Origin of the sequence: Amylibacter sp. SFDW26 (assembly GCF_009184395.1) — a bacterium.
In the GTDB taxonomy this organism is placed as follows: domain Bacteria; phylum Pseudomonadota; class Alphaproteobacteria; order Rhodobacterales; family Rhodobacteraceae; genus Amylibacter.
In genome coordinates this window covers 42,298-58,703 of sequence record NZ_WEIC01000001.1, presented here as the reverse complement: position 1 = coordinate 58,703, position 16,406 = coordinate 42,298, and the positions used below count along the sequence as shown (strand labels likewise).

The window sequence follows — 16,406 nt, the reverse complement described above, 5'->3', positions numbered from 1 at the left end:
CAGAAAATCAAAACGTCAAAGTAGAACTCGCAAATATGTGCCAAATTTATTGACAACCCTCCAGCTGTTGGTCAGGTTGCACCCAATTATAAGGGGAATTTTTATGGCTGCCATTTCAATAATTGGTTTACTGCTGGGTGCATATCTTTTGCTTATGCCACTGATTGCTTTTCTAAAGGCAAAAGGCGCAGAGACGGAATTGCGGGCATTACGGGCTGAAATTGAGCGTTTAAAAATTGGGGCTGAAACCACAGCACCAACTGAAAAAACACCACCAAAGGTTAAGGTCGCGGCAAAAGAAAACCCTGAACCACAAAAATCAAAAACACCAAAGTCCAAGTCCGAAGCAACAAAAGCACCGTGGACACCACCAGAACAGCGACAAGACACACAGCTCTCTAATGCTGCTCCTGTACAAACACCACCAGCAGAACCTTCGTTTTTTGACACTCTTATTGCGCGCGCATCCAAAAGTATCACTGAAAACTGGATCATATGGCTAGCAGCTTTGTCATTGGCTTGTGGCGGATTGTTCTTTGTCCAGTATGGCATTGAAAAGGGATATCTTGGTCCCGTTGCCCGCGTTTTAAGTTCATTGGGCTTTGGTACAGCTTTAATCATTGGCGCAGAATACCTGCGCCGCAAACCCAATATTGGGATGCAAGGCTGGTTCACAGTTCCCGTGGCGCTTGCTGCAGGGGGTGTTGCATCCCTTTATGGCGGCAATGTTGCGGCACACACCCTATACGATCTTACAAACCAATCCGTTGCTTTTGGCGCGCTTGTCCTTGTCTCTTTCATCGCTGTTGCAGGCAGCTTGATTTATGGCCCCGTATTGGCTGTGATCGGTATATTAGGCGCATATGTATCGCCAATGCTTGTTTCATCAGGCGCTGGTGCTCATCCGATATTATACCTCTATTTCTTAATTATTCTCGCTTCAGCCTTAGCCGTTGAACGCTATCAACGTTGGGCATGGCTCTCTGCAATCGCAGTGACATCCACATTGCTATGGGGTGTTCTGTTAAATCTAGATATTCCGAATGAACCTTATTTGGCACTCTATGTGGTCGCGACGATCCTTGGTGTGACGACAGTTCCTGCTTTTGGTATACGGCCAAGTTGGGATGATACGGATATGTTGAATCCAAACACATTAAGTAACCTATCAACGCATTATCCAACCATTCTGACTGTCCTAACATCCATAGGTGGCACCGCATTATTAAGCTTAGCCTCCCCACAATCCTTAATTCTATGGCAAGTCACTTTGATGGCCTTCTTAGGCCTGATCGTATGGTCGATTTATTGGAACCACCGCGCCCAGAACTTGGATCAATTGCCACTCATCTTCACAGCAGGACTGGTCATAACGGTCTCTATCTTCAGCCCACTGGGTTGGCTAAACTTCCTGCCAGAAATCACCCGTTTCTTTACATATACAAGCACAGTCACAATCGCTGCCTTGGCATTCCTAATCGCATCATTCTGGCGCACGCCACGTTCTGTGCGCCCGTTATACTGGATCGCAAGTGGTACGATGGCACCGCTGTTAATTTATGCGATGACCTATATCAGTTGGCATCAAACAACGCAGATACCAGAAAATATGTGGGTGTTATCTGCGGTCTTATTAGCCATATTCCTAGGTGGATCAGCCATGTTGATGCTCCGCAGCAAAATCAGACATCGCCGCATCGGTTCTGATCTGTATTTCGCGGGTACATTGATTGCGGGTGGTTTCATTGCCTACCTCACATTGCCAACAGATTTATATGCGCATGGCACAGCTGGACTTGCCCTTGCCGCTTTATCACTTGTCATTCGGTTTAAATATTATTGGACAGGTTTACTCGTCTGGGCCTTTGTGACAGTCACAACAGGATTGGTTATTGCTGACTTATTACCAAACTATGCAATGGATGAACCGTTCTTGCCTGTATTGGTCGTCTTTGGCGCAATTGTTGCTTTGCTTGCCACTGGATACACAATGGCACAAAAGGCAAGCTTGCCTGATCGCACTGTGTTGTTTGAAACGGCAACACTCTTAACGATTGCCTTATTGGCCTGTGTCGTCATCACAAGACTGGTTCCAGAAAGCACCTATCGATTGGATCACATGTCATTCGGTCTATACGCCACGGTTTGGATCATGCTTGCAGGTGTCCAGTTCCGACGCACACTTATCCAAGATGGCATGAACAAAATCCGTACAGCCCTTGCCTATGGTTATTCTACCCTTGGTCTTTGTACGTTGGCTTTTGGTATAATGATGTCACCGCTATTCTTTGGAAGCATCAGGGGCATCTTCCCAGTTGATAGCGTAATGATCGCCTATGCCTTACCTGCAATCACAACATATGCACTTTATCACTTCAAATTGCTGCCAAGCTTTATCACACAAAAGATTGCAGCAATATTTGCAGCATTAATTGGTGTCTTTATTACCATCCAAGAAATCCGCCGTTTCTGGCATGGATCATCTATCCATTTAGATCGCGGCGTGGAAGTGGGCGAACTTTATACTTATACAGTTATCCTATTAACAGCCACTGTAACCACAATCGTTTTGGCCATCACACGCAAAAGCCCAATCTTACGCAAAGTAGGCATGGGACTTGCCGCGCTTACAGCCGCAAAAGTATTCCTATTTGATACTGCAGGTATGCAAGGTTTAGCACGTGCAACCGTATTTATCGTCCTTGGCCTGACATTGGCTGGCATAGGATGGTTGTTACAGATGTCACAAACGTCTGAAGACAAAGAAAAGGATTAAACAGCACGCCCAGCTTGGCGACCCGAAAAGATACATCCACCAAGGAATGTGCCTTCTAGGGCGTTATAGCCGTGGTAACCACCGCCACCAAAGCCAGAAACTTCACCCGCTGCGTATAGCCCTTTGAACACGTTCCCATCTGGACGTAACACCTGACCGTCAAGGTTCGTGTGTAAACCACCCAATGACTTACGTGTCAAAACGTTCAAACGCACTGCAATCAATGGGCCATTATCAGTGTCCAAAATCTTATGCGGCTTCGCAGTACGGATGAGTTTATCGCCAAGATAGTTCCGCGCCCCACGGATCGCCGTGACCTGTGCATCTTTCGAATACTTATTCGTAATCTGCAAATCACGTGCTTCGATCTGTGATTTTATATGATCGAATGACACTGGTGCCTTTGGTGTAAGCGCATTCATCGCCTCAACAATTTCTTCCAAAGTGTCCTTAACGATGAAATCCGCACCATGTTCTTTGAATGCCTCAACAGCAGGTGTCGCCCCTTTACCAAGGCGAGATTTCAGAACTTCTTTCCACTTCGCAGATGTTAAATCTGGGTTCTGTTCTGATCCAGATAAAGCAAACTCTTTTTCAATAATCTTTTGTGTCAGAATAAACCAACTGTGTTCATGACCAGCAGACAGAATGCGTTTCAACGTGCCCAATGAATCAAAACCAGGCAAATACGGTGCTTCCATACGGTCGCCATTACCATCGAACCACATGGAACTTGGTCCCGGCAGTACGCGAATACCGTGGTTTGGCCAAATCGGGTCCCAATTGTCCAAACCTTCGGTGTAATGCCACATGCGGTCGCCATTGATAATCTCTGCACCTGCCGCTTCAGCAATACCGTGCATTTTGCCGTCAACATAATCTGGCACACCCGCCACCATTTTTTTCGGCGCTTTGCCCAAACGATCCTCTGGCCAGTAGCTGCGCACCAAATCATGGTTGCCGCCAATGCCGCCTGTCGTCAGCACAATCGCATCCGCAGAATAAGAGAAGCCGCCCTTAACAGTACGGTTCGTGCTTTTACCGCGATCCGCATCATCCTCTTCAAGGATATCACCAGACACGCCTTTAACCGTATCCCCGTCCACATCTAACCCCGTGACACGGTGACGGAATGCAAATGTAAGTTTCCCAGCCTTTTCAGCAGCAAGAACAAGGCGCTCAAATACATCCACAACACCCGTCCCTGTGCCCCAAGTAATATGGAAACGCGGGACCGAATTACCGTGACCAGATGCATGTTCACCACCACGCTCAGCCCAACCAACAACAGGGAACCAGCGCATACCTAACCCATGCAACCAAGAATGCATTTCATCCGCCGCAAAATCCAAATAGGCTTCGGCAAATTTCTTTGGGTTTTCATCTTCTGGGCGGTCGAACTGTGCCGAGCCATACCAATCACTTGCTGCCAACGCACGGCTGTCTTTGATACCCAAGCGGCGTTGTTCTGGTGTATCCACCATAAACAAACCACCCAAAGACCAGAATGCCTGACCACCCAAAGATTGGCGACCTTCTTGATCCAACATCAGCACAGATTTACCACGTTGTGTTGCCTCATAAGCTGCAACCATACCTGCAAGCCCAGCGCCTACGATGATTACGTCAAATGTGTCTTGAGTGGTGGCCATGCGAAATCTCCCAAAATATCAGGCATAACCTAACCCTAACGTTAAGCGTACAGAAGTGAAACCTAACGTAACGAAAACAAAAAAGGGCGCATAAAAGCGCCCTCGAATTCTGTATATAGTTTTGGATTAAAGCGTACGCTCAACCATTTTCTTTTTGATCTCTGCAATAGCCAACGCTGGGTTCAAACCCTTAGGGCATGTTTTTGCACAGTTCATAATCGTGTGACAGCGGTACAACTTGAACGGATCTTGCAATTCGTCCAAACGCTCGCCCGTTGCCTCATCACGGCTATCAATGATCCAGCGGTATGCATGCAACAACGCTGCTGGCCCAAGGTAACGATCGCCATTCCACCAGTATGATGGGCAAGATGTTGAACAGCATGCGCACATAACGCATTCATACAGGCCATCCAATTTCTTACGGTCTTCAATAGACTGACGCCATTCTTTCGCTGGTTTGTTCGTCTTCGTTTCCAACCACGGCATGATACTTGCGTGTTGGGCATAGAAGTGCGTCAGGTCAGGGATCAAATCCTTTACCACTGGCATATGCGGCAATGGATAGATTTTCACGTCACCCTTCACTTCGTCCAAACCATAAATACAGGCCAGAGTGTTGATGCCATCGATGTTCATCGCACAAGAGCCACAAATACCTTCGCGGCAGGAGCGGCGGAAAGTCAAAGTTGGATCAATTTCATTCTTAATCTTAATCAATGCGTCCAAAATCATCGGGCCGCATTTATCCATGTCTAGGAAATAAACGTCCAAACGAGGATTTTCACCTGTGTCAGGGTCAAAACGATAGATTTTAAACTTACGGACATTGGTCGCACCTTCTGGTTTTGGCCATGTCTTACCCGTTGTCATACGGGAGTTTTTTGGAAGGGCTAATTCTACCATTTTCTTATCCTTTGCCTTATGCCGTTACAATGTTAACGGCTGGGTCGGTTTTTCGCCAGACTTGGCGACAACACATTCTTCATAAACTTCTTCGGGATCGCGGCCTTTTAAATAGTCCGACGATAATTCTATACCAATGCCAACACCTGTGCGGACACGTTTACCAATGCCCACACCAACGCCAACATTGACGTTTGGCTTTACAGCATCACGCGCACGTTCCGTACAAATAGCCATAGCACGTTCAACAGTGATCGGCTCAGGCTTTGTGCACCCAGTTAAGCCAACCGTTGCGGCAACACCAATGCAAACACTCCGCATCATGCCAACCCCTGCAGCAATGCTGGCAAGCCTTTTACGGCAATACATTTCACAGTGTCAGGACGACTTGCAACCTCAACAACAATCTCGGCAGCTTTCACCTGATTGCCAGTGCTTGCCGCAGCCGTCACAGCCAAAAGTTCCTGCAAGGATGCATTATCAATCACACAGTCTGTGACAGGTTTTACAGGCACACCTGGAAATTGCTTTGCCACAATCGGATCAATCGCATCGCGGGCCTTATCACGCGCAACCTCTTCGCCCACCGAACAGCCCATCAGGGCCACGGCAGCAATGCTCAGATATGTTGCGCGTAAGATTTGCATTAATATACGCGTGCTTTCGGTGCGATTTTCTTCAAGTCGATGCCGCCATCTTCTTGTTTCGTTAATGGATCAAGGTGTACGTCACGGTATGACAATTTAACCTTATGATCTTTCACACGCATCAAGCTGTGTTTACGCCATTTTTTATCATCACGATCTGGGTAATCTTCGTGTGCATGCGCACCACGGCTTTCTTTACGTGCTTCCGCACCAACGATTGTTGCCAATGCGTTTGGCATCAGGTTTGTCAGCTCTAATGTTTCCATCAGATCAGAGTTCCAGATCATTGAACGGTCTGTCACTTTCAGATCAGTCATCTTCTTAGCGATGGCTTCCATCTTCACGCAGCCTTCGGCCAATGTTTTGTCTGTGCGGAACACAGCCGCATCAGCCTGCATTGTTTTTTGCATCTCAAGACGCAAATCAGCCGTTGTAACCGCACCATCTGCATGACGCAGGCCATCAAAGCGTGCCATTGATTTCTCAACTGACTTCTCATTGATTGGCTCGTTCGGTGTTTTCGGATCAACCACTTCTGCCGCTTTAATCGCAGCCGCACGACCAAACACAACCAAATCGATCAAGCTGTTAGAACCCAAACGGTTCGCACCATGAACAGACGCACACCCCGCTTCACCCACAGCCATCAAGCCTGGCAAAATACGGTCGTGATCTTTTGCAGTTGGATCAAGCACCTCACCCCAATAATTCGTTGGGATACCACCCATATTGTAATGCACTGTCGGCAATACTGGGATTGGCTCTTTGTTCACATCCACACCCGCAAATATTTTCGCAGATTCAGAAATACCTGGCAAACGCTCTGCCAATGTTTCTGGTGGCAAGTGGTTTAGGTGTAGGTGGATATGATCCCCCTCTTCACCCATACCGCGACCTTCGCGAATTTCCATTGTCATACAGCGCGATACAACATCACGCGATGCCAAGTCTTTATATGTTGGCGCATAACGTTCCATGAAACGTTCGCCTTCGGAATTGGTCAAATAACCACCCTCACCACGTGCACCCTCTGTAATCAAACAGCCAGAGCCATAAATACCAGTTGGGTGGAACTGAACGAATTCCATGTCTTGCAGTGCCAAACCTTGGCGCGCAACCATACCGCCGCCGTCACCTGTACATGTGTGTGCAGATGTAGCAGAGAAGTATGAACGACCATAGCCACCAGTCGCCAATACAACCATTTTCGCATTGAAGCGGTGGATCGTACCATCGTCCAATTTCCAAGCGATGATACCTTGGCAACGACCATCTTCGGTCATAATCAAATCTGTTGCGAAATATTCGATATAGAATTCCGCATTGTTCTTAAGCGATTGACCATAAAGCGTGTGCAAAATCGCGTGACCTGTACGGTCAGCCGCTGCACATGTACGTTGCACGGATGGGCCTTCGCCAAATTCTGTTGTGTGACCACCGAATGGGCGCTGGTAAATCTTACCCTCTTCTGTACGAGAGAATGGCACACCGTAGTGTTCCAGCTCGTAAACAGCCTTTGGCGCTTCACGCACCAGATATTCCATAGCATCTGTATCACCCAGCCAGTCAGAACCCTTTACTGTATCGTAAAGGTGCCACTGCCAGTGGTCATTTGGTGTTGTACCAACATCCATATTTGCAAGCGATGCTGCAATCCCACCTTGGGCCGCAACAGTGTGCGAACGTGTTGGGAAAACCTTAGTTACACAAGCCGTTTTCAAACCTTGTTCTGCCATGCCCAAAGTTGCGCGCAAACCCGCGCCACCCGCACCGACAACAACAACGTCATATTCGTGATCGATATATTCGTAAGCAGTCATTTTCAAATTCTCCGATCAGGCGCCAAAGGCCATTTTGGCAACCGCAAAAGCGCCCGCGAACCCTATGCCCCAGCATAGAAGTTTTGTTGAAACCAGTAGAACCACTAACGTAGCTTTACCGTGTACATAGTCCACGATCACTTCTTGCAAACCACCTGCAAGGTGGATGAAGCTGATCATGATAAATAGAATAGTTGTAATTGCAGTGAATGGGTTTTGAAACGCTGTCAAAACCTCTGCATGTGTGCCACCGATAAGCGGGGCAACTTTCCACAAGAAACACAACATCAAAGGGATCAATGCAACGGATGTTACACGGCTGATCCACCAATCATGCGAACCTTCTTTTGCGGAACCCAGACCGATCACACGGCCCATATCTGTTTTATAACTCATAACGCCGCTCCCCTAGCCTGCTGCCAAGCACATGATGCTTGCCGCCGTTAATACAAAGCTCAGCACAACAATGGCCCAGCCCCAGAAATCCACAGACTTCAATTCATAGCCTTTACCGAAGTCCATAACCAAGTGACGAATACCGCCTAAGAAATGGAACCAAAGCGCCCACAGGGATCCAAACATAATCAGAAGGCCTAACCAAGAGGTCAGCAAACCGTTCACAAAGTCAAAGTACCCTGCACTTGTTGAAGCTGCCAGCAACCACCACACGATTAAAACAGCAGCAAGTGCCATACCGACACCTGTGATACGGTTTACAATTGATGTGACCATGTTGATTTGACGGCGGTAAATGCTGATATGGGGTGAGAGCGGGCGATTGCCCCGGTTCACGTCGGCCATTTTTGATTTCCCTTATTGTTGGCTTTTATAGCTGGTATTCATTTATACTATATATCGAGAGAGTCACGGGGGAACACGTCAAAATATTGCCGATTTCGCACAATAAAACGCCGCAGCTGGTTAGTTTTTTTCCTATAATCACATTTTTGAATAGAAAAGCGCACAAAAAGTCATGGCAAATACAATAGACTTTTGCCCCTGAAGCCGTTTTATTTTTCGATAAACAGTCAGGAGACACCAATGGATATTCAACGCATCTCAGCTTTTTCACACGGCAATATCGGCGGCAATCCAGCGGGCGTTGTTATTTGCGATGAACTTCCTTCTGCAGAAACCATGCAAGCAAGTGCGGCAGAGGTTGGCTATTCAGAAACCGTTTTTGCGATGCCAAAAGATGGTGCGTGGCGTGCGCGTTATTTCTCACCAGAATCCGAGGTTCCCTTCTGCGGTCACGCGACCATCGCGTTGGGTGCGGCCCTTGCCCAAGCTTATGGGGATGGCACGTATAACCTTACCTTAAATGACGCCAACATAAGTGTTCGCGGTGCGGCCCAAGACAATTTATATAGTGCCGCCTTAGTATCACCGCCCACACATAGCAAAGCTTTGTCGGATAACGAGATTACAGCCACCCTTGCCTTGCTTGGATATACCGCAGATCAGCTTGACCTTCGCATTCCCCCCGCCCGCGCCCATGGTGGGGCCGATCATTATGTGCTGGCTCTGAAAAACCGCAAAGATTTGGCTGCATTGAATTACGATCTGAATGAAGGTCGGACATTCATGAATGAACGCGATCTTGTTACGATCATGCTGGTCTATATCGAAGACGATCAAACATTCCACAGCCGCAATGCTTTTGCCAGCGGCGGTGTTTTTGAAGACCCGGCAACAGGGGCTGCGACGGCAGCGTTTTCGGGATATCTGCGTGATATAGGCTGGCCGCATCAGGGTAGGATTCAAATCACCCAAGGTGAGGATATGGGGCTGCCATCAGATATTACGGCTGAGTTTTCAGATGAGGCGGGCAGCCCGATTACGGTGTCTGGGACGGCTCGAAATATGGTTTGAAAAACTGACTTTCTGGAGATGTCCCAGTTGGGACATCAAATCAACCCGTTGAAATAAAAAATTATTATTTCAATTTACTACGGGCTATCAGCTTTTGCACCAATGGGCCAATGTCGTTGACGACTTTCACAACGCCCCTGGAATTTGGGTGGATCCGATCCAAGAGCATGAAACGATAATTTATGCGGGTTTGTTCCCTATCTCTATAAAGAGCAGCGAAAAAGTTTGGGTACAATAAAATATCGAACTCTTTGGCTAAATCAGGATAGTTTCTATTAAAAGAACTTCTGAATTCTACTGGATATCTCTTGTTTGCCTTCACCCCAACAAGCAGGATTGGAATGTCGCGGTTCTTTGCAATTCTGATCATGCGACTAAGATTATTACGTATAATACTTGGATCAGCTTTGCGCAGCATATCATTACCACCAAGTTCGATAATAAGGGCATCTATATTTGGTGTGAGCACCGCTTGAATACGTGTCAGCCCGCCTGTGGTTGTGCGACCCGATCGACCTTCATTAATAAGGAATACATCTTCGCCCTGCTCTGTGAGCCAATTTTGAAGGACGGGGACAAATCCTTTCTGTTTCCGTAAACCGAACCCTTTTGTCAGACTGTCCCCTAAGACAGCAACAACAGTTGTTTCTGCAAAAGAAATTGCAGGCGTTGAAAGGGCTATGGCTACTATTAATAAGGACTTTACTGCTTTTTTTCTGAGCCGAGTAAGAACTGGGTAATGTTGGTGCTTTGATTTTTGCTTTTGTGCAACGAACGTCATCCGTAAATACCTGTTGTTTCTAATGGCAGTGGGGTCAGCAAAACACTTAGCGTTAAGCATGCATTCGGCAAGCTTATGTCATTCGCCCTATTCGTTAAGTTTTTAATAACTCTAATGTCCAGTATGGGCCCTTATACGACATTGGGTTTACTCAGCCTCTACTCGATCTCGCAGCTCCAAATGAAACTACCTTTGGCTACGGTAGGAGGTTCAGATATTGTTTTTAAGGCGCTTTGCGCATTTTCAAATGTAGCCATTTCAATTAGCAACTTATTGGCTAGATATTTTAGATTAGATTCTTCTATATTAGTATCACTACATGCCTTGTCTCTATCCACGAATACGTCTTCGTAATTATTGTCTTTAGTAAAAACTGTACTTACGTAATTTTGGGAACAGCTTGTACGTTTATTGAAGTTTTCTAAATGCTGTAACGTGACATTATGATGCTTACCAAGCAGATGAGTTTCGGGTGTTCTGCAATATTTATCATAAGTTTTCATAAAGGATAATAAACTTGCTAATTTGTCCACTTGTCCAGAATTTGCATAGTCTTGAACGCTAACCGTAAGTTCTTTGTTAAGCCGTTCGATTTTGTCATTAAGTGCGGGATCTTGTTCCGCTTTCAGCGGGGTGCAAAATGCAAGAAAGCTGGAGACGATTTTTAATAACTTCATAAATAATAACCTATATAAAATATAAACCTTCTAAATTAAGCAGGATAACTTTGTCTATTTTATGGTGTAGTCAAACGTTCGCTTTGCCCCCCATAGCAGACATTCGGCCCATTCGTTAAATTTGTAAGAACCCCACCAACCACAGAGCTTTAAACTCGCTTTACAACTCACCCAGTTTCAGATCACGTGAATATTCGAAATCCGCTTCCTTGGTCACAGCCTGTGCCACACGCATCACGCCGCGTTTAGTGTCGAACGCATAGGATGGGCTGCCGTGCAGTTCCCAGCCTTCGGATAAGGCTTTGGTCACACGGTGGCAGAATTCTGATGTGTCGTCTTCGGTTATGCAACGGTAAGCTTTCATGCGTAATTCCCCAGAAATGGATTGTATCCTAAAAGCACATGAATAGTGACAATCACCGTAAATACAACGGCTGAAATGACCAGCAGTTTCACGTCCCCTGCGATTGGCCCAGCTGCGGGGCGCACCCAAGCGCCTTCGCGTTTGTTAATCAGGACCATCGATGCAACAGCCCACAAACCCAGTCCACCGAACAAGATCAAGGATGCAATATCCCCATTCACCAACAAATGCGCAGTTGCCCAAATAGCAACGCCCGTTAGCATCGGATGGCGTAGCCATGACCGCATCCGTCCTTTGGATGATCCCATGCCAAGGCAAATTACAGCAGCAATCATCAACAGGTTGTTCAAATGCCCTGCCCCCGCAAATGGCGTGTAAACAGGGGTTACATCTGATCCGCGATATCCAATCACCATCAGGATGACCGATAAAACCACCGCCCCTGCGATAATACCGCGTGCAGGGCCTTTACCAAAGCGTTCATCCATTCCATCACGCAAGCTGGGCACCAACAGTTTTACCCAATGCGCATCTATCCAAAGAAAGACACCCAAAAGCAGCAAAACTGTATACATGATTATATCCTTTAACGGTTGGTTGGTGCCCCAATACCACTCTATCGACATCTATATTGCAACAGACATAACGCCGCTGCGCACGTATGGTTAATAAGATTTTACCAATTTTGGCGAAATCATTGAAACCAATCAAAACAACATCAGAAAGGTTTCAAATGCCAACTTATATGCAACGCATGATGTTCGGACTGTCTTTTGGATTGCTCAGCGTGATCTTTCTTGTCAGCACAGCTTACGCCAATCAAACATCCTGTGCCAAACGCGGCGAAGTGATTGCCGAATTGAATAACAGATATGGGGAAAGTCCGCAAAGCACGGGTCTTATGCCCAATGGTCATATTTTAGAAACTTTTGCACACCTGCAAACAGGAACTTGGACGATTCTTATTACAACTCCAGAGGGAACCAGCTGTATGATTGCATCGGGCAGTGCCTATGAAAGTCTCAAAAAGCCATCTGGACATGGCGCATAAACCAGCAAAACGTCGCGTTTGGGCTAAATTCCCCCGAATGTGACTTGCTCTTTCCATCTATTGGCGGTACCCAGCCTCCGACGAAAACTCATAGGAGAGATGGATCATGGCAAGAGCGAAAATCGCACTTATCGGTTCAGGTATGATCGGTGGCACACTGGCACACTTGGCAGCTTTAAAAGAATTGGGCGACGTTGTTTTGTTCGACATCGCAGACGGCATCCCACAAGGTAAAGCCTTGGATATCGCTGAATCTGGCCCAGTTGAAAAGTGCGACGCGACTATGTCTGGCACAACAGATTACGCAGACATCGCAGGTGCAGACGTTTGTATCGTAACAGCTGGTGTAGCCCGTAAACCAGGCATGAGCCGTGATGATCTGTTGGGCATCAACCTTAAAGTTATGAAATCAGTTGGCGAAGGCATTGCGAAACACGCACCAGACGCTTTTGTTATCTGTATCACAAACCCATTGGATGCGATGGTTTGGGCTTTGCAAAAATTCTCTGGTCTTCCAAAGAACAAAGTATGTGGCATGGCAGGCGTATTGGACTCAGCACGTTTCCGTCACTTCCTTGCAGAAGAATTCAACGTATCTGTAAAAGACGTAACAGCATTCGTATTGGGTGGCCACGGCGACACAATGGTACCGCTAGAGCGTTATTCAACAGTTGCAGGTATCCCATTGCCTGACCTTGTAGACATGGGTTGGACGACACAAGAGAAACTAGACACAATCGTTCAGCGTACACGCGACGGTGGTGCAGAAATCGTTGGCTTATTGAAAACAGGGTCAGCTTACTATGCACCAGCAGCATCAGGCATTGAAATGGCTGAGGCCTATTTAAAAGACCAAAAGCGTCTTCTACCATGTGCAGCAGCAGTAAGCGGTGAATTTGGTCAGTCAGACATGTACGTTGGTGTTCCAACAGTGATCGGTGCCGAAGGTATCGAACGCATTGCAGACATCAAGTTGGGCAAAGACGAACAAGCTATGTTCGACAAATCAGTTGAAGCAGTGCGCGGCCTTATGGAAGCATGTATTGCAATTGACGGTTCATTGGCAGACTAAGCCAATCCCAACTCTAAGCATTTCAAAACGCGGTACAGTCAGTGCCGCGTTTTTTTCGTTTAGCCCCATAAAATACAATGTTTGTATTTTCTTGAGCCATAGAAATTGACTACGGCCCCAAACAATTGCTTAATCTCATTCATAAAACGAATAATCGTGCAGATAGGTAAATTATGCCCTCGCAACCAAAATCAAAAAAAGAACCAACTGTTATAGGTTGGATGGAATATATCGACCTTCCTGACATCGCCTTGCACAAAATGAAAGCAAAGATTGATACAGGCGCACGGACGTCTGCCCTTCATGCAACTGATATAGAAGTGTTTCAAAAACAAGGTAGCTCTTGGGTCAAGTTCAACACTTGGATGGAAAGAGATGGCGTGACCATTCCCCTAGAGGCACCTGTGAGTGATATACGCGATATTAAAAACACTGGCGGTGTTTCAGAAAAGCGGCTCATTATCGAAACAAACTTGCTGTTTATGGGCAAAACATGGCCAATATCTATATCGCTTGCAGATCGCAGCAATATGCGCTTTCCTATGATAATTGGACGCACAGCCCTAAAACAGCACAATATCGCCGTCCACACACGCAAAACATACATGGCTGGGAAATAGTCATACACGTCCAAGGACAGGAAGAAGTATTAATGAAGATCGCAATGATGGCCCGTAATCCTAACCTTTATTCTCATCGGAGACTTAAAGAAGCAGCAGAGGAAAGGGGCCATGAATTTCATATCTTCAATACTTTACGATGTTACATGAACATCGCATCACGCCGACCCGAGATTTATTATAACGATGGTGAAAAACTGACTGGCTTTGATGCCGTTATCCCGCGTATCGGTGCATCCGTTACATTCTACGGACTTGCAGTTTTACGACAATTCGAAATGATGGGCGTTTATCCCCTGAATGAAAGTGTTGCGATTGGTCGTTCGCGCGACAAGCTCCGTTCCATGCAACTTATGGCACGTGATGGCATTGGTCTGCCCGTCACAACATTTGCCCATGATCCAAAACAAACCGAAGCCGTGTTGGAATTGGCTGGTGGTGCGCCCGTGGTGATTAAACTGCTTGAAGGTACACAAGGTATTGGTGTGGTTTTGGCAGATACCAAACGATCAGCCACATCCGTGGTCGAAGCCTTCCGTGGTGCAAAAGTGAACATCCTTTTGCAAGAGTTTATCAAAGAAGCTGGCGGCACTGACATTCGTGCAATCGTTGTGGGTGGCAAAGTCATTGCAGCCATGAAACGCACAGGTGCCGAAGGTGATTTCAGATCAAACCTGCACCGTGGTGGCTCTGCTAAGCTGATCAAACTTTCCCCAGAAGAGCGTTTAACTGCTACAAGAGCAGCCAAATCAATGGGCCTAAATGTATGTGGTGTGGATATGCTGCGCGCCAACCATGGCCCTGTGGTCATGGAAGTGAACTCTTCACCAGGACTTGAAGGTGTGGAAATGGCAACAGGTCTTGATGTTGCGGGCAAAATCATCGAATACATAGAAAAACACGCCAAGCCAGGTGCAACACGCACAAAAGGCAAAGGATAAGACTTAATGCCCCCACGCAAAGCGTTTGAGATTGGTGGCTGCATCATACCTGCAGGCACGCGTAAAACTGTACATTTACCCGTAAGTGTTCTCTCAAATCACACCCCTGTTTCGATGTCTGTGCAAGTTATCCACGGTAAATTCGACGGCCCCACTGTATTTGTCAGTGCAGGCGTACATGGTGACGAAGTCATCGGCGTGGAAATCGTAAGACGTTTACTACACACCCCAAACGTCAAAAAAATACGCGGCACATTGATTGTCATTCCAATTGTAAATGCATTCGGGTTTATCAACCATTCCAGATACTTGCCTGACAGGCGGGATCTGAACCGATCTTTTCCAGGCAGTTCAGGTGGGTCCTTGGCCTCACGTTTGGCCAATATATTCCTAACCGAAATCGTGCAGCGCTGTGATCTTGGTATCGATCTGCATTCCGCAGCAATCCACCGCACAAACCTGCCTCAAATCCGCATTTCACCAGACAATGCAAAGCTAACAGAATTGGCAGAAGTGTTCGGTGCACCTGTTATTCTGGAATCCAATCTACGCGAAGGATCAATGCGTGCCGAAGCCAAAGCAATCGGTAAGGATGTTTTGCTCTTTGAGGCTGGTGAAGGTCTGCGGTTTGATGAAATATCAGTGCGTGCAGGCGTTACGGGGATATTGCGTGTTTTAAGACATCTTAAAATGATCCCAGCCAAAGGCGTTACCAAATCCAAATCACAGTCCCAGCATTGTATATCCAGTTCATGGCTTCGCGCGCCCGCAGGTGGGTTATTGCGGACATTCCGCGCAGATGGTGACGTTGTGACCGAAGGCGAAGTCATGGCATCCGTTTCTGATCCATTTGGCGAGGCCGAAGAAGACATCATAGCCCCATTCGACGGCATTATTGTCGGTCGCGCAGTTATGCCTGTGGTGAACGAAGGCGATGCAGTCTTTCACCTTGCTCGGGTAAAATCAGTCCAGAAGTCGGAAGAGACACTTGAGAATATTAATGCCGAATTGACCGATGATCCATTGTTTGACGAAGATGAGATTATTTAGACAATCTCAACCTTCAACCGCATGAAATAGCCGATTCACTGCGGTTTTAAGCTTTTAGACTATGAGCATCTCGATTTGTGATCACAAAAAATATACGTGTGATCACAAAATTAAATAAAAGCCTAATAATATCGATAAACGCTATTTTTCCCTTCTACCCTTCTGATTCTTCTGCAA

At 46.7% G+C, this 16,406-nt stretch carries 18 protein-coding genes; 7 read left to right on the top strand and 11 right to left on the bottom strand.

What is annotated here, in order from left to right; all coding sequences use genetic code 11:
* Positions 1 to 103 precede the first annotated feature (103 nt).
* Positions 104 to 2,776, top strand: a complete 2,673-nt coding sequence (locus F9L33_RS00305; RefSeq protein ID WP_152140746.1) for a DUF2339 domain-containing protein — start codon at positions 104 to 106, stop codon at positions 2,774 to 2,776.
* Here the strand turns inward: F9L33_RS00305 and F9L33_RS00300 are convergent.
* The 7 genes from F9L33_RS00300 to sdhC form a co-directional block, all read right to left on the bottom strand.
* Positions 2,773 to 4,428, bottom strand: coding sequence for an FAD-binding dehydrogenase (locus F9L33_RS00300; protein WP_152140745.1), 1,656 nt, complete (start codon positions 4,426 to 4,428; stop codon positions 2,773 to 2,775). The two genes, F9L33_RS00305 and F9L33_RS00300, sit on opposite strands and share 4 nt — an antisense overlap.
* 126 nt (positions 4,429 to 4,554) lie before the next feature.
* Complete coding sequence (locus tag F9L33_RS00295; protein ID WP_152140744.1) at positions 4,555 to 5,334, bottom strand: succinate dehydrogenase iron-sulfur subunit; 780 nt, start codon at positions 5,332 to 5,334, stop codon at positions 4,555 to 4,557.
* A 24-nt stretch (positions 5,335 to 5,358) separates the two neighbouring features.
* On the bottom strand, positions 5,359 to 5,658 hold the full coding sequence (locus tag F9L33_RS00290) for a hypothetical protein (protein ID WP_226803862.1): 300 nt from the start codon (positions 5,656 to 5,658) through the stop codon (positions 5,359 to 5,361).
* Complete coding sequence (locus F9L33_RS00285; RefSeq protein ID WP_152140743.1) at positions 5,655 to 5,981, bottom strand: hypothetical protein; 327 nt, start codon at positions 5,979 to 5,981, stop codon at positions 5,655 to 5,657. The genes F9L33_RS00290 and F9L33_RS00285 overlap by 4 nt, the downstream gene beginning before the upstream one ends.
* Positions 5,981 to 7,801 (bottom strand): succinate dehydrogenase flavoprotein subunit, encoded by a 1,821-nt coding sequence (gene sdhA, locus F9L33_RS00280; RefSeq protein ID WP_152140742.1) that lies wholly within the window; start codon positions 7,799 to 7,801, stop codon positions 5,981 to 5,983. Before sdhA ends, F9L33_RS00285 begins: the two co-directional genes overlap by 1 nt.
* 15 nt (positions 7,802 to 7,816) lie before the next feature.
* Positions 7,817 to 8,197 carry a succinate dehydrogenase, hydrophobic membrane anchor protein gene (sdhD, locus tag F9L33_RS00275; protein WP_152140741.1) on the bottom strand — a complete coding sequence of 127 codons (381 nt, stop codon included), beginning with the start codon at positions 8,195 to 8,197 and terminating at the stop codon, positions 7,817 to 7,819.
* A gap of 12 nt (positions 8,198 to 8,209) precedes the next feature.
* Entirely contained in the window at positions 8,210 to 8,602 is a 393-nt protein-coding gene (gene sdhC / locus F9L33_RS00270) for a succinate dehydrogenase, cytochrome b556 subunit (protein ID WP_152140740.1), read from the bottom strand.
* Between the two features lie 240 nt (positions 8,603 to 8,842).
* Between sdhC and F9L33_RS00265 the strand changes: the two genes are divergently transcribed.
* Entirely contained in the window at positions 8,843 to 9,673 is an 831-nt protein-coding gene (locus F9L33_RS00265) for a PhzF family phenazine biosynthesis protein (RefSeq protein ID WP_152140739.1), read from the top strand.
* Between the two features lie 64 nt (positions 9,674 to 9,737).
* On the opposite strand, the gene F9L33_RS00260 is transcribed toward F9L33_RS00265, so the two are convergent.
* The 4 genes from F9L33_RS00260 to F9L33_RS00245 all read right to left on the bottom strand — a co-directional run bounded on the left by F9L33_RS00260 (position 9,738) and on the right by F9L33_RS00245 (position 12,070).
* The gene (locus F9L33_RS00260; RefSeq protein ID WP_193221920.1) at positions 9,738 to 10,454 is read right to left on the bottom strand and encodes an arylesterase; all 717 of its coding nucleotides are present in this window, start codon (positions 10,452 to 10,454) and stop codon (positions 9,738 to 9,740) included.
* Between the two features lie 158 nt (positions 10,455 to 10,612).
* On the bottom strand, positions 10,613 to 11,131 hold the full coding sequence (locus F9L33_RS00255) for a hypothetical protein (RefSeq protein ID WP_152140737.1): 519 nt from the start codon (positions 11,129 to 11,131) through the stop codon (positions 10,613 to 10,615).
* Between the two features lie 160 nt (positions 11,132 to 11,291).
* Positions 11,292 to 11,495, bottom strand: coding sequence for a DUF1737 domain-containing protein (locus F9L33_RS00250; RefSeq protein ID WP_152140736.1), 204 nt, complete (start codon positions 11,493 to 11,495; stop codon positions 11,292 to 11,294).
* Positions 11,492 to 12,070, bottom strand: coding sequence for an NnrU family protein (locus F9L33_RS00245; protein ID WP_152140735.1), 579 nt, complete (start codon positions 12,068 to 12,070; stop codon positions 11,492 to 11,494). The genes F9L33_RS00250 and F9L33_RS00245 overlap by 4 nt, the downstream gene beginning before the upstream one ends.
* Positions 12,071 to 12,156: 86 nt before the next feature.
* On the opposite strand from F9L33_RS00245, the gene F9L33_RS00240 reads away from it, so the two are divergent.
* The 5 genes from F9L33_RS00240 (at position 12,157) to F9L33_RS00220 (ending at position 16,229) form a co-directional block, all read left to right on the top strand.
* On the top strand, positions 12,157 to 12,546 hold the full coding sequence (locus F9L33_RS00240) for a hypothetical protein (protein WP_226803860.1): 390 nt from the start codon (positions 12,157 to 12,159) through the stop codon (positions 12,544 to 12,546).
* Between the two features lie 106 nt (positions 12,547 to 12,652).
* Positions 12,653 to 13,618: a malate dehydrogenase gene (mdh, locus tag F9L33_RS00235; RefSeq protein ID WP_152140734.1), complete on the top strand. Its 966-nt coding sequence runs from the start codon at positions 12,653 to 12,655 to the stop codon at positions 13,616 to 13,618.
* Positions 13,619 to 13,791: 173 nt separating this feature from the next.
* Complete coding sequence (locus F9L33_RS00230) at positions 13,792 to 14,238, top strand: RimK/LysX family protein (protein WP_152140733.1); 447 nt, start codon at positions 13,792 to 13,794, stop codon at positions 14,236 to 14,238.
* A 32-nt stretch (positions 14,239 to 14,270) separates the two neighbouring features.
* Complete coding sequence (gene rimK, locus F9L33_RS00225) at positions 14,271 to 15,179, top strand: 30S ribosomal protein S6--L-glutamate ligase (protein WP_152140732.1); 909 nt, start codon at positions 14,271 to 14,273, stop codon at positions 15,177 to 15,179.
* A gap of 6 nt (positions 15,180 to 15,185) precedes the next feature.
* A complete protein-coding gene (locus tag F9L33_RS00220; RefSeq protein WP_152140731.1) occupies positions 15,186 to 16,229 on the top strand; it encodes a succinylglutamate desuccinylase/aspartoacylase family protein in 1,044 nt (347 codons plus the stop codon).
* Positions 16,230 to 16,406 lie beyond the last annotated feature (177 nt).